At 68.9% G+C, this 13,293-nt stretch carries 14 protein-coding genes; 6 read left to right on the forward strand and 8 right to left on the reverse strand.

Annotated elements, in window-relative coordinates; all coding sequences use genetic code 11:
- The first annotated feature begins 2 nt into the window (after positions 1-2).
- Positions 3-431, forward strand: a complete 429-nt coding sequence (locus L3Q65_RS42220; protein WP_237598117.1) for a thioesterase family protein — start codon at positions 3-5, stop codon at positions 429-431.
- 78 nt (positions 432-509) lie between these two features.
- Here the strand turns inward: L3Q65_RS42220 and L3Q65_RS42225 are convergent, their stop codons facing one another.
- Entirely contained in the window at positions 510-1,061 is a 552-nt protein-coding gene (locus L3Q65_RS42225) for a TetR/AcrR family transcriptional regulator (protein ID WP_182895375.1), read from the reverse strand.
- A gap of 231 nt (positions 1,062-1,292) precedes the next feature.
- Here L3Q65_RS42225 and L3Q65_RS42230 point away from each other — a divergent pair, with 231 nt between their 5' ends.
- The 3 genes from L3Q65_RS42230 to L3Q65_RS42240 are packed head-to-tail and all read left to right on the forward strand — an operon-like array spanning position 1,293 to position 4,862.
- Positions 1,293-1,745 (forward strand): (2Fe-2S)-binding protein, encoded by a 453-nt coding sequence (locus L3Q65_RS42230; RefSeq protein WP_182895374.1) that lies wholly within the window; start codon positions 1,293-1,295, stop codon positions 1,743-1,745.
- Positions 1,732-2,694, forward strand: coding sequence for a xanthine dehydrogenase family protein subunit M (locus tag L3Q65_RS42235; protein WP_182895373.1), 963 nt, complete (start codon positions 1,732-1,734; stop codon positions 2,692-2,694). Before L3Q65_RS42230 ends, L3Q65_RS42235 begins: the two co-directional genes overlap by 14 nt.
- Entirely contained in the window at positions 2,691-4,862 is a 2,172-nt protein-coding gene (locus tag L3Q65_RS42240; protein WP_182895372.1) for a xanthine dehydrogenase family protein molybdopterin-binding subunit, read from the forward strand. The genes L3Q65_RS42235 and L3Q65_RS42240 overlap by 4 nt, the downstream gene beginning before the upstream one ends.
- A gap of 502 nt (positions 4,863-5,364) precedes the next feature.
- Here the strand turns inward: L3Q65_RS42240 and L3Q65_RS42245 are convergent.
- On the reverse strand, positions 5,365-6,216 hold the full coding sequence (locus L3Q65_RS42245; RefSeq protein WP_182895371.1) for an oxidoreductase: 852 nt from the start codon (positions 6,214-6,216) through the stop codon (positions 5,365-5,367).
- Positions 6,217-6,288: 72 nt separating this feature from the next.
- On the opposite strand from L3Q65_RS42245, the gene L3Q65_RS42250 reads away from it, so the two are divergent.
- On the forward strand, positions 6,289-6,891 hold the full coding sequence (locus L3Q65_RS42250) for a TetR/AcrR family transcriptional regulator (protein WP_237598118.1): 603 nt from the start codon (positions 6,289-6,291) through the stop codon (positions 6,889-6,891).
- 378 nt (positions 6,892-7,269) lie between these two features.
- Positions 7,270-8,154 carry a hypothetical protein gene (locus L3Q65_RS42255; protein WP_237598119.1) on the forward strand — a complete coding sequence of 295 codons (885 nt, stop codon included), beginning with the start codon at positions 7,270-7,272 and terminating at the stop codon, positions 8,152-8,154.
- A 52-nt stretch (positions 8,155-8,206) separates the two neighbouring features.
- Here the strand turns inward: L3Q65_RS42255 and L3Q65_RS42260 are convergent, their stop codons facing one another.
- The 6 genes from L3Q65_RS42260 to L3Q65_RS42285 form a co-directional block, all read right to left on the reverse strand.
- A complete protein-coding gene (locus L3Q65_RS42260; protein WP_237598120.1) occupies positions 8,207-9,052 on the reverse strand; it encodes a hypothetical protein in 846 nt (281 codons plus the stop codon).
- Positions 9,052-10,257, reverse strand: a complete 1,206-nt coding sequence (locus L3Q65_RS42265) for an RNA polymerase sigma factor (RefSeq protein WP_237598121.1) — start codon at positions 10,255-10,257, stop codon at positions 9,052-9,054. Before L3Q65_RS42265 ends, L3Q65_RS42260 begins: the two co-directional genes overlap by 1 nt.
- Positions 10,254-10,616: a YciI family protein gene (locus tag L3Q65_RS42270; protein WP_237598122.1), complete on the reverse strand. Its 363-nt coding sequence runs from the start codon at positions 10,614-10,616 to the stop codon at positions 10,254-10,256. The genes L3Q65_RS42265 and L3Q65_RS42270 overlap by 4 nt, the downstream gene beginning before the upstream one ends.
- Before the next feature lie 150 nt (positions 10,617-10,766).
- Positions 10,767-11,594, reverse strand: a complete 828-nt coding sequence (locus L3Q65_RS42275) for a carbohydrate-binding protein (protein ID WP_182895365.1) — start codon at positions 11,592-11,594, stop codon at positions 10,767-10,769.
- 50 nt (positions 11,595-11,644) lie between these two features.
- A complete protein-coding gene (locus L3Q65_RS42280) occupies positions 11,645-12,580 on the reverse strand; it encodes an AraC family transcriptional regulator (RefSeq protein ID WP_182895364.1) in 936 nt (311 codons plus the stop codon).
- Positions 12,581-12,756: 176 nt separating this feature from the next.
- Complete coding sequence (locus tag L3Q65_RS42285; protein WP_182895363.1) at positions 12,757-13,293, reverse strand: helix-turn-helix domain-containing protein; 537 nt, start codon at positions 13,291-13,293, stop codon at positions 12,757-12,759.

Below are 13,293 nucleotides of genomic sequence, written 5' to 3' on the forward strand. Positions count from 1 at the left end.
TCGTGACCGACCGCGAACCGTTCCGCACCCGGATCAAGGTGCGCCACTACGAACTCGACACGCTGGGCCACCTGAACCACGCCGTGTACCACTCGTACGGAGAGGTTTCGCGACTGGAAGTCTTCGAGGCGGCCGGCGACCGGAACCTGCGCGAAGCGCGTCTCGCGCCGGTGCTGCTCGAGTCGAACATCGTCTACCGGCGGGAACTGCGCGCCGGGGACGAGGTGGACGTGACCTGTGACGCCTCGTTCGGCGACGGCAAGGTGTTCTGGATGACCTCGCGCATCGTGAAGCTGGACGGGACGCTGTCGGCCGAGATCAAGTGCACGCTGGGGTTGATGGATCTGGAGAAGCGCAAGCTGGTGCCGGACCCGCGGGGGCATTTCGAGCGGGCCGGGATTGATCTGAAGGTGCTGTCCACTTCGGAGTGAGGCTTCGGGGCGGGTCCGTGCGGGCCACCTTCCCGGATTCTGATTCCCTCGGGGTTCCCCGCACGGACTTCGCCGTGGTCAGTCCAGCCGCATCCCGTGCCACACCAGATCCACCACCGCGTCGGTCTCCGCTTTCCAATCTCCTTCCGGGGTAAGGAAAAACAGCCCGCCGAGACCGCGCATCAGGGTTTCCGTCTTCAGGTCCGGCCGGATCGTGCCCGCCTCCGCGTTCGCCTTGCGGAGGGTGTCGAGCGCGTCGAGCATCCGCGCGTAAGCCTGCGTCGGCAGTTCGCTCTGCGAGGCGCGCAACGCGTTGGCCAGCCCGCGTTTCGTCATCATGTAGTGCGCCAGGTAATCCACGATCCAGACGCGCAGCGCCTGAGCGGGGGAATGCTCGGCGAGTAATTCGGGCACGATCTCGACGAGCTGGTTCACCTCGCGTTCGTAGACGGCCAGCACCAGCGACTCCGGCGTGGGGAAGTGCCGGTACACCGTGCCGACGCCGACGCCCGCCTCCTTGGCGACCGCGTTGAACGACACTTCTCCTGCCCGGCTCACGGTTTCCGCCGCCACCGCCAGGATCCGTTCGTGGTTGCGCCGGGTGTCCGCCCGCCGCGGGCTCACCGGCATCGCGCCTCCCGCGTGACTTCGCCTGCTTGGCCTGGAGCTGCTCCAGCACCACCTGGAGCAGCTCCACTTCGTTGCGTAGCGGATTCTAATCCGCTAGCCTCGGTCAAAGCGAGCCAAGCGGATGAATATCCGGTTTACCCCGGACGGCTCGTGTTCCCGAAGGGCCGTCACCACCACCATCACGCCGCAGGACGTCCGCCGCGGACGGACTGCGGGAAAGCGAACCCTACTGTGGACATTTCCCTTGAAGTCAATGGAAGAACCGAGCAGCTCAGCGTCGAGCCGGGAGTGACCCTCCTGGACGCGCTGCGCGAGCGGCTCGCCGTCACCGGCCCGAAGAAGGGCTGCGACCGCGGTCAGTGCGGCGCCTGCACCGTGCACGTCGACGGCAAGCCGGTGCTGTCCTGCCTCACGCTCGCGGCCGCTGTGCGCGGTCCCGTCACCACCGTCGAAGGACTGTCCACTGAGGACGAACTGCACCCGGTGCAGCAGGCGTTCGTGGATCAGGACGCGCTGCAGTGCGGGTTCTGCACGTCCGGGCAGGTGATGTCGGCGGTCGCCGCGGTGCGCGACGACGTGTCCGACGTGCGCGAGTTCATGTCCGGCAACCTGTGCCGTTGTTCGGCGTACCCGAACATCGTGCGCGCCGTGGAGCAGGCGAGGCAGGCCGATGCGACCGTTTGAGCTGACCGCACCCGCCACCGTCGAGGACGCGCTGGGCAGCGCGGGCACCTATCTCGCGGGCGGCACCACCCTCGTTGACCTGATGAAGCTCGACGTCCTCACGCCGCAGCAGGTGGTGGACATCAACGACCTGCCGCTGCGGGGCATCGACACCGCGGACGGCCTGCGCTTCGGTGCGCTGGAGCGGATGGGCGACATCGCCGCGCATCCCGGCGTGTACCCGGCGATCTCGCGCGCGCTGTTGCTCAGCGCGTCGCAGCAGCTGCGGAACATGGCGAGCATCGGCGGAAACCTGATGCAGCGCACGCGGTGCTCGTACTTCCGCGACGTCGCCATGCCGTGCAACAGGCGTTCGCCGGGCAGCGGCTGTTCGGCGATTTCCGGTGTCAACCGGATGCACGCGATCTTCGGCACCAGCGATTCCTGCGTGGCCACCCACGCCAGCGACGTCGCGGTCGCGCTGGTCGCGCTCGACGCGGAGGTCGTACTGGCCGGTGCCGAGGGCGCCCGGACGGTCGCGCTGACCGAGTTCTACCGGCAGCCGGGCGACACCCCGGAAATCGAGCACGACCTGCGTCCGGGCGAGCTGATCACCGAGGTGCGCGTGCCGCGGCTCGACTGGGCGGAGAACTCGACGTACGTCAAGATCCGCGACCGGCAGTCGTACGAGTTCGCGTTGTGCTCGGCGGCGGTCGCGCTCGACGTGCGCGACGGGAAGATCGCCGACGCCCGCGTGGCGGCGGGCGGAGTCGGGACGGTGCCGTGGCGGCTGCCCGCCGTGGAAGAGGCGCTGCGCGGCGCGGAGCTGACCGAAGAAGCCTTCGCTGCCGCCGCCGCGGTAGCCGTCGAGGGGGCAAAGCCGTTGCCCGGCAACGTGTTCAAACCTTCGCTGCTGAAGCGGACGATCGTCCGCGCGCTGCTCGAACTGACCGAAGGGAGCCGGGCATGAGCGCGCGGCTGGACGGTCCGCGGAAAGTCACCGGCCAGGCCGATTACGCGCTGGACCGCACGTTCCCCGGCATGCTGTACGGGTACATCGTGCTCAGCACGATCGCGCACGGCGAGATCACCGCGATGGACGTGACCGCGGCGAAGAGCGCGCCCGGGGTCGTGAGCGTCTACAGCCCGTTCGACCCGCTCGAGCTGCACCCGTACAAGTCCCAGCTGATGGGGGACCTGTGGCTGCCGCTGCACGACCGGGACGTGGTGTTCTACGGGCAGCCGATCGGGCTGGTCGTCGCGGAGACGTTCGAACAGGCACGGGACGCGGCGGGGCTGATCGAGGTCTCCTACCAGGAAAAGCCCGCGCTGACGTCGATGGAGGACGGGCTCGCGACGGCGGAGGACGCACCGGAGAGCCGGGGCAGCGCGCCGTCGATCGAGGTGCTCGCCGACGGCGTCGAGTCCATCGCGGACGCATTGGCGCGGAGTTCGGTCGTCGTTTCGGAGACCTACCGCACCGCGACGCAGAACCACGCCGCGATGGAACCGCATTCGGCGGTCGCGAAGTGGGACGGCGGCGAGCTCACGCTTTACAGCGGAAACCAGGCCAGTTACCTGCAAGCCATGGAAATGGCCGGGGTGCTGGGCATCGAGCCGTCGGCCGTGCACGCGGTGAACCCGTATGTGGGCGGCGCGTTCGGCGGCAAGGCGGGCACCTCGGCTCCGGGGATGCTGGCCGCGGCCGCAGCCAAGGCGCTCGACCGTCCGGTGAAGTGTGCGCTCACCCGGGAGCAGGTGTTCACGGCGACGGCGAACCGGCCGGCCACGGTGCAGAAGATCGCACTGGGCGCGGATCGCGACGGCACGCTGATCGCGGTGCAGCACGACTCCTGGTCGGCCACGTCGATGAGCCGGTCCTTTGTGGAGCCGACCTCGCACGGCACCTCGCGCGAGTGGTACGCGACGCAGAACCTGTCGATCAGCCAGAAAATGGTGCCGCTGCACATCCCGCCGGGCACATTCATGCGCGCGCCCGGGGAGGCGTCGGGTTCGTTCGCGCTCGAAAGCGCCATCGACGAGCTCGCGATCGCACTGGAGATGGACCCGATCGAACTGCGGAAGCGCAACAGTTCGCTCGCTCCTCCCGGCGTCGATCTGCAGTGGTCGAGCAAGCACCTCGACGAGTGCTACGAGATCGGGGCGCAGCGATTCGGCTGGGCGAACCGCTCGCCGCGCGGGCACGTCGACGGGGACTGGCTCGTCGGCATGGGCACGGCGACCGCCATGTTCCCGGGGCTGCGCTTCCCGGCGACGGTCGAGATCGTGCTCAACGCGGACGGGACCGCGGACGTGTCCACTGGCGGGGCCGACCCGGGCACTGGGCTGCTCACCGTACTGGCCACGATCGGGGCCGAATCCCTCGACATCGACCCGGAACGCGTCACCCCGCACCTCGGCGACTCCCGGTTCGCGCCGGGCGGCATGTCCGGCGGCTCGACCGCCACGGCGAGCACCGGCACCGCGATCATGCTCGCGGCCACCGAACTGCTCGACGAGTTGGTGGCGCTCGCCGCCGAGCCGGGCGCGCCGTTCGAGGGCGAGGTCGTCACGTACGCCGAGGGCTTGCTGCACGGCAACCACGGCACGATGCCGTTCGGCGACCTGCTGCGCGCGATCGGCCGGGAATCCTTGTCCGCCAAGGGATCGTCGGCTCCGGGCGAGGAGATGACGAAGCATTCGTTCAGCTCGTTCGGCGCGCAGTTCTGCGAGGTCCGAGTGCACCGGCTGACCCGCGAGGTCCGGGTGTCGAGGATGCTGGGCGTCTTCGACGGCGGCCGGATCATCAACCCGACGCAGGCGCGGAGCCAGCTGTCCGGCGGCATGATCTGGGGCGTGTCCGCGGCCTTGCACGAGGGACTGGAAGTGGAGCCGAGCGGACGCCCCGCGAACGCGGACTTCGCGAGCTACCTGCTGCCGGTCAACGCCGACATCCCGGAGATCGACGTCCAGTTCGTCGAGTACCCGGACACGCTGCACAACGCGGTCGGAGCCCGCGGAGTCGGCGAGATCGGCGCGGTGGGCATGGCAGCCGCGGTGGCGAACGCGGTGTGCAACGCGACCGGGATCCGGGTGCGGAGCATTCCGATCATGATCGAGGATTTGCTGGTGGAGTGACCGAGAGGGGGCGTCCGGATGCGGGCGTCCCCTCCCTGGTCGCCCGGTGGGGCTTGGTGGGTGGTGTGCCGAGGTCCGGCGTGCGAATACCTCGACGCCGTGGCGGGCTCTCGCATGCTGGCGTCTGCCGGGGTGTGCGCTGGCGCGGCGCGGTTGGCGGCGCTGGAGTGCGTGCTGGTAGCGGCTAGCCGACGCATGACGCGTTCGCTGCGCCCGGCACCGTAAAACGCCAGTCTCGAAGCGAACGCAGTTCTGGCCCGGGGTGCGGAACTGCTCCGCGGGCCCATTCGCCTTTTGCCCGCAGTCGGAAATATGTTCTCAGCTGTGCGGCGGGTGGTCTGCCCTCGGCTGGTGCGGACGCGTTCTCCGCAGATCGGCGACCAGATTCCGAGCGCACTCTCCCCGCCGGGAAAATGCGCTCGTGCCTCAGCCCGCAAGCAGTATGTCTGGCTTCGCGGGCACTTTTCGCAGAGTCTGGCCGTGGCTCCGAGGCTGAGCCTGATCAGCCGGGCAGCTGAGCCCCGTCCGGAAAGTCGGTGGACCGGCTCAGCTCCGCCCATTCCTCGATCTCCTTGTCGACCGCCGCGCGGCCGTTCGCGATGAGGCGGAGGGCGTCGGAGCCGAGGACCAGGTGCGCGGGCGGGTTCGGGACGTCGAGGATGTGCAGCACGGCCTCGGCGGCCTTGCGCGGGTTGCCGAGCTGTTTGCCGCTGGCCGCTAGGCGGTGGTCGCGGATCGGGTTCATCACCTGGTCGTAGTCCGGCACCGAACGCTCGGTGCGGACCATCGACCGGCCCGCCCAGTCGGTGCGGAACGATCCCGGCGCGATCGCGGTGACGTGCACGCCGAACGGAGCGACCTCCTTGCCGACCGTTTCGAGAATGCCTTCGACGGCGTACTTGCTGCCTTGATAGAAGGACGTGCCCGGCACGGTGATCAGCCCGGCCATCGAGGTGACGCCGAGGATGTGCCCTCGCCGCCGCTGCCGCAGGTACGGCAGCACCGCCTTCACCGTCGCGACGACGCCGAACACGTTCACCTCGAACTGCGCGCGCAGTTCGGCCATCGTCGACTCTTCGAAAACGCCTTCGTGGCCGTACCCGGCGTTGGCGATGACGACGTCGATCGGGCCCACTCCGGCCTCGATCTCGTCGACGGTCCGGAACACCGCGTCGTCATCGGTGACATCGAGGATGCGCGCGAGCGACTTCCCCGGCTGGAGCTGTTCGAACTCCGCGGCGTCGGCCTGCTTGCGGACGGTGCCGACGACGGTGTGGCCGGCTTGGAGCGCGGCCTCGGCGAACGCCCGGCCGAGGCCCGAGCTGGCGCCGGTGATCAGGAAGAGCTTGGTCATGAAGCGAACTCTACACCGTGTTGATAAAAATCTGCACTGCGTCAAAAATAGTCGGCGTGATAGAACGGGCAGGTGGAAGAGCAGGACACCCGCTCGCGCCGCCGGACCGCTCCGACCAAGGGCGACCTGCGCGAACGCGCGATTCTCGACGCGGCGGAGCAGCAGTTGAACTCGACCGGCGGGGCATGCATGACCGTCGCGACGATCGCGCAAGAGGCCGGGATCACCCGGGGTGCGCTCTACTTCTACTTCGGGTCCAAGAACGAGGTGCTCGCCGCGCTGGTCGAGCGGACGGTGGCCAAGCTGCGCGCCGAGGTCGACGCGGTGGACGCGGCCGCTTCGGCTCCTGGCGAGGCGGTCCGGCGGGGGATCGGGCAGACCGCGCGGATGTGGCGCGAGCACGGCACGGTGATGCGCACGGCGGTCGAACTCTCCCCGTCGGTTCCGGCGATCGACCAGGCGTGGCGCTCCGCGGTGGTCGCGCTCGCCGACACCATGCGAGGCGTCGCCGAGCGCGCCGGGCTGCCTTCCGGAACCGCGGCGGAGGTTGCCTCGGCGTTGGTCTGGATGACCGAACGCGTCTTCTACCAGGCGTTTGCCGCGGGCAGCTCGCTGGACGACGCGGCGGCGACGCTGACCCGAGTCTGGCTGTCCGCGCTCGGTCTCCCGGTCTAGCTCACCGCGACGGCGACCTTGCCCGTGGGCGGCCGCCAGCAGGACCGCCTTCGCCCAGCACCTCCCACGCCGCCCGGCTCGAAATCGCCCGCACGAGGATCCGATGAGTTTCCCCGGCAAGCGGGCCTGGTCATCGCCACCCGGCGCGGCAAACGGACCTGCTGCCGCCGCGACGAGGAGAACAGCGCCCGTCTCCTGGAAACCCTGCGCGACGTGTTCTAGGCCGGGGTTGCGAGGCCGGTCGAGGTCGTGCCCGCGCGGACCAGGCGGGGGCGACATTGGGGCAACGATGGCTCTCCGCGGAACTTCCGGGCAACGGGATTCGGTGCTTCACGTCTTTGGGGGCAGAGATTCGCCAAAAGACACGGGGAGCGCGAAATGGGATTCACCGCGATGAAGTCGATGAAGCTGGTCCTGGCCGGCGGGGCGGTCGCCGCGACCGCTTTGCTTTCCGCGTGCAGCGGAAACAATGTCGACGGAAATGGTTCCGCGGCGAAGAGCGTTTCCGACGCGGCGGCGGTCAAGCAGAACACCCAGGGCGGTTCGGCCGGTGCGGCGGGCACCGCGGCCACGTCGAACGGCGATGTGAACTGCAGCAAGCACGGCGGGCAGGTCGGCCCGGCGGACGGCAAGCAAATGGATCTGATCGCGGTGCAAAGCGCCAACGGAACCATTCCCGGCTGCACCGAAGCATTCAATGTGATGACGAAGTACTACGAATTGGCTCCGTCGCAGGGCGAAGGCCCAGGCCACCGGGTTCTCGGCATTGAAGGGCGCTGGGACTGTGCCTTGGGCGCGGAAGAGGAATTCACTCAGGGTGTGGTGAACTGCGGCAAGGACGGCGGCACCGAGTTCATGATCAAGACCGCGCCGACCGGGGGCGCGGGCCAGCAGCCCGCCGCACCGACGCGCCGCTTCCCGAACACGACGCAGACCGTGCAGTTCACCGGATTCGACCGTTCGGTCAACATGGCCCAGTTCCAGCTGGTCACCTGGAAGAAGGGCGGCTCGGACGACGGCCAGTTCGTGCCGGCCGACGCCAAGACCTACCGGCTCCCGGTGAGCAAGACCGCGCAGGTCTTCGGCGCGGCCGAACTGTGCCCCGGCGGCGAGGTCGCCCTCGACCCGCAGGGCCGCGGCACGAACCCGTGCACCGAGCAGGCCCTGATGGAGGCGCTGACCGGCGCGAAGCAGCTGCACGCCGAAATCCACGTCGACAAGAACGACAACATCGACGTCGTCAAGGAGCTCTACCGCCCCTGAGCGGACAGGTGACGCGAACCGGCGGCCGGGTATTCCTGGCCGCCGGTTCGCGTTATGCGCCGAGTTTTTGTTGCCCGGCGTCGAAACTGCGCAACGCGGCGCCGACGGCCGCGGCGACAGTGATCTCGTAGACCTCGTCTTCCTGGTATTTCGTCTTCAGCTCAGCGAAATCGGCGTCAGTGAGCCGATAAGACGCGTCGCGGACCTTCTCCGTGAAGGGTTGCAACGGCGCGGGCAGGCCGTCCCCAGTGGCTGCCGCTGTGCGAAGCGCCGGGTCGGTCACCGCGGGCGCGGTGAACACGGAGTACCGCATGTTCTCCACCGGATCCTCGTGCTCGTCAGCCGGGCCGCCGGCGAGCAGGAAACCGGGGAACCGGTACCCGAACCGGTGCAGCGCCCGGGTTCCGCTCTCCAGCTGCCCTTCGCGAAGCACAAACCCGAACGCGTTCGCGAGCCGGTTCACGACGTTCCACACCAGATTCACCCGCAGCGCTTCCCGGATCGCCGCCTGCGGAAGATCCGGCAGGGCGATCTGGTCCGGGTTCAGCGTGACGGTCTCCAGGAACGCCTGAATCGTGCGCACCTCGGGCCGCGCCGCGTCCGGTCGCGACGGGTCGATCTCGCCTTGTCCGGCGATCCGGGTCAGCTCCGCGTGCGAGTCGACGCAGAACGGGCACTCGTGCAGCACCGCCGTGGACATGGCGAGGAATTCGCGTTCCCCGGCGGTCCAGTACGACGGACCGCGCATCGCCGGGGCGGTGAGATCCAGCAGCGGCCGGGTGAGGAAGCCGGGACGGTACAGCAGCATCTTCACGATGTCCGGCGGCTGTTTCGACGTGATCGACAGGAACAGCTTGGCCCGCAGGCGATGCCCGTTGTCGAGAATGGATAGTCTCATCAGGACTCCAAGGTGGCTAAGCGGCCCGCGAGGAATCGCCGGTCGGCTGGGTTGACAGCGAGTTCGTGGGCGCGCCGGTACGCGGTCATCGCCTCGGCGGTACGGCCGAGGCGGCGCAACAGGTCGGCGCGCGCGGCGTGCATCAGGTGATACCGGTCAAGTCCGTCGATCCCGTCGATGAGCGCCAGTCCTTTCTCCGGGCTGGTGGCCATGGCGACCGCGACGGCGTGGTTCAACGCGACGACCGGAGACGGATTCATTTCGGACAATCGCTGATACAGCCCGGCGATCGCTGCCCAGTCGGTGTCCGCTGCGGAACGAGCTTGCGCGTGCTGGACGGCAATCGCGGCTTGCACCTGATACGGCCCAGGATTCTCGAAGCGCAGCGCACGGTCCAGCAGCCCGATCGCTTCGGCGAGTTCACCCTGGTCCCAGCGACTTCGGTCCTGGTCTTCGAGCAACACGACGTCGCCGCTGGAGGTGTAGCGAGCGGCGGTGCGCGAATCGTGCACGAGCAGGAGCGAAACCAGGCCGAGCGCCTCGGGCTCGTCCGGCATGAGCGTCGCGACCAGCTTCGCCAGCCGGATCGCTTCCTGTTGCAGCTCCCGGTGTTCCGGCGCGGTGTAGCCTTGCGTGAAGATCAAGTACAAAACCGCCAAGACCCCGGACAACCGCTCGGACAGCAGATGATCGGCCGGCACGGCGAGGCTGATCCCGGCGTCGCGGATCTTGCGTTTCGCCCGCACCAGCCGCTGCGCCAGCGTCGCCTCGCTGACCAGGAACGTCCGCGCGATCTGCCCCGCGGTCAGCCCGGCCACCGCTTGCAGGGTCAACGCGACGCGCGCTTCCTCGGCGAGCGCGGGGTGGCAGCAGGTGAACACGAGGCTGAGCCGTTCGTCGCCGATCGCGAGCAGGCTGTCCTCGGACGGTTCCACCGCGACCTCCGGCTGTTCCCCGAGCTGAGCGAGCTTCTCCAGGCCGCGGCGGGCGCGCCGGAGCCGGTCGATCGCACTGTTGCGGGCGGCGGTCAGCAGCCACGCGACAGGGTCGTCCGGCGGCTCGTCGCCCCAGTTGCGCAGGGCGAGCGCGCAGGCGTCCTGGAGCGCGTCCTCGGCGAGTTCGAAGTCGCCGAGGACGCGGACCAGCGCCGCGAGCATCCGGGCCCGGTGCTCGCGATAAACCTCCCGCAGCAGCGGCGAGGTCATGCCTGGTTGGTCAGCCCTGGCACGCCCGCGACCGGGCGCACCTCGACGGTGCCGACCGCGGCCATCGGGCACAGCGCGGCGAGTTCGAGGGCTTCGTCGAGATCGCGGCAGTCGAGGACGTAGACGCCGCCGAGATGCTCGTGGGTCTCCAGGAACGGCCCGTCGGTGATCAGCGTCTTCCCGTCGCGGACGCTGACCGTGGTGGCGGTGTGCTCCCCTTGCAGTGGATGCTCGGACACGAACGCCCCGCGCCGGCGACACTCGTCGGCGAACGCGTTCACCCTGGCCAGCGCGTCCGGGAAGGCCGGATCGCCGGGTTCCGGGCGGTCGCAGTTGTAGATCACCAGCAGGTACAGCATGTGTCCTCCGAGGGCCGGTTCCGGCGAGTTCGTTAGTGGAAGACGAACGCGTCGACCGTAACTCGACAGCGCGAGCCGGGCTTCTCGGAAATTCCCGGAGAACGGAGAACGGCGGGCCCGGGGGAGCCCGCCGTTCTCGTGAGGAGGGGATCAGCCCTTCTGCCACAACGCTGGCGCGTTGGGCGGTTCCCAGCCCGGCTGGGCGGTGTGGCCTTGCAGGCACACGTAGCTGACCCCGTTGAACGTGACGCGGGTGCCCGCGGGGTACGACTTGCCCGCGGTCCAGGACGTCCCGCCGGGCTGGCCGGTCGGCGACGTCGGGCTCGTCGAGGGCCCGCCGGTCGGCGTCTGCTGGACGTTGAGCACGAAGTCGAACGCGGCCTCCTTGGCGTTGTTCGGGGCGTCTCGCACGGTCATGAGCAGCCGCGAGTCGAAGATGGTGTCGGTGTTGTTCCGCGGCTCGCCCGGGAAGTACAGCTGCGTCGTCAGGATCGGCTCCCCGGGAGCCTGCACCTTGACGTGGATGTGCCGTGTCCGACCGGGGTAGAGGCCGGGCACGATCGTGGTCAGCTTGAACTCGCCGAGGTCGTTCGTGTACTGGTGGCCGCGGAAGGTGTAGCCGACGTTGTCGTACGCGCCGTTCACGTCCGCCTGCCAGAAGTCCAGCAGCGCGCGGCCGACGGGCTGGCAGGACAGCCCGAACACGTATCCGCTCACGGTGAGCCGCTGGCCCGGGGTGTTGGCGTCGACGAGCACGCTGCGTTCGGGGGAGTCCGGCTTGAAGTACGGGCCTTCGGTCTGGTCGATCGTCGGCTCGTCGCCGTCGTGGCAGTACGGGGTCGGCTCGACCTTCTGCCCGCCGGCGAAATTCGTGCGGGCCAGGGCGGGACCGCCGACGAGTGCGACCGGCGCGGCGACTCCGGCGGCCAGTGCGGCCTTCAGCACTGCCTTGCGGCTGAACTTTCTGTCTTCGTCCATGCCTGCTCCTCGGTGGGGGCTCGGGATTCCCCTCGACGGTAGGGAGGAGATCAGCCCGCAGCGATGGACGGAGTCATGCAGTCGTGGTGAATCTTCGGGGCGGTGTCGCCGGTGCGGCGGAATCCGCCGGGGCTCAATCCGGTTTCGCGCCGGAAGAACCGACAAAAGTAGGCCGGATCGGCGAATCCGACGCGGCTGGCCACCTGCCGCACGGACAGATTCGTCCGCAGCAGGAACCGTTTCGCCTCCTGGGTCCGCGCCTCGCGCACCAATTCCGCCGCGGTACGCCCGGTTGCCGCCTTGACTGCCTCGGTGAGGTAGCCGGGAGTGACGCCGAGCCGTTCCGCGTGCGCACGCACCGACCACAGTCCCAGCTCGGATTTTTCGGCCTGCTGCGCGAATTCCGCCGCTACCGCGCGGGCGCGGGCCGGGGCCGGCGCGGGCGGAATCCCGGGAAGCCGGCCGGCGCGCACGATCAGCACGTGCAGCAGTGCGCGCAGCACGGATTCGCCGTCCTCGCCGCCGCGGCGGAATTCCTCCTCGAGTTCGGCGATCAGCCGCGCGGTCCGGTCGTGCTCGGCTCGGTCCAGTCGCAGCCACGGCCGTTCGCGCAGCCTGCGCAGGGTTTCGCGGTCGGCTGGATGGTCGAACAGGAAATCGTCGGTGAACAGCACGACCGATCCGGCGAGTTCGCTCGCCTCCCAGTGGTGCACCTGGCCCGGCGTGACGACGCCGAGGTGCGGCGGGCTCAGCTCCCATCGCGTCAGGTCGACCACGTGCGCGCCGGTCCCTCCGGTGACGAGCACGATTTCGTAGAAAGTGTGCCGGTGCGGGAATTCCGCCCTCGACAGCGGGCCCACCGCGTCGAAAGACCCGACCGCGAACGGCACCGCGTCGGGCGCGGGCACCTCAAGCCGGTGCAGCGGAAGTTCACCGGTCTTGACCGGTCGGCAGCACATTCCCGGGGGCACCGTCGTCCCTCGCATCAGTCCGTCCTTTTCGCCGGTTTCGGAACGAAAAGTCTAGACCAATTTCCGGGCGGACACCTCCGACGGAAGTATCAGTACTGTGCCGGATGGTTACTGATCCGACCACAGTCACGGCCTATGACTTCGCTGCGACGGTTGCGTGCCGCTTCGGGGGCGGCCTGCTTTTGGCCGGATCAGTAACTCGGCGGAGTGACGCTCACGAGGAACCGGGCGGTGGTCCGGCCGTCGTTGCGGAAGCGGTGCGGGATGGTCGAATCGAAATGGCAGCTGTCGCCGGTCTTGAGCACGTGCGTCTGCTCGCCGACCTGGACGGTCAGCCGTCCGGCGATCACCACCACGCATTCCTCGGACGGATGCGAACGCAGTTCGTCGGACGAGGCGCCGCCGGGTTCGAGCACGCCTTCGAGCACCTCGAGCTTCGCGCCGCCGGGCGACGCGCGGGTGTAGGTGATCGCGTGGTGCGGCGAGGAGATCCGGTACCGGTCGTCGTGCCGGATCACTGCGACGGTTTCCTCTTCCGGCTCCTGGAACAGGCTGAACAGCGGGATGTCGAGCACCTCGGCGATCCGCCGCATGGTTTCCAGGCTGGGGTCGGTGACGCCCCGCTCGACCTGGCTGATCAACCCGGTCGACACTCCCGCCTGGTCGGCAAGCTGGCGCACGGTCAGCCCGCGCAGGGTGCGGAACTCGCGGATCCTCGTCACGGTCAC

It is taken from the genome of Amycolatopsis sp. FU40 (assembly GCF_021903635.1).
GTDB classification, from domain to species: domain Bacteria; phylum Actinomycetota; class Actinomycetes; order Mycobacteriales; family Pseudonocardiaceae; genus Amycolatopsis; species Amycolatopsis dendrobii.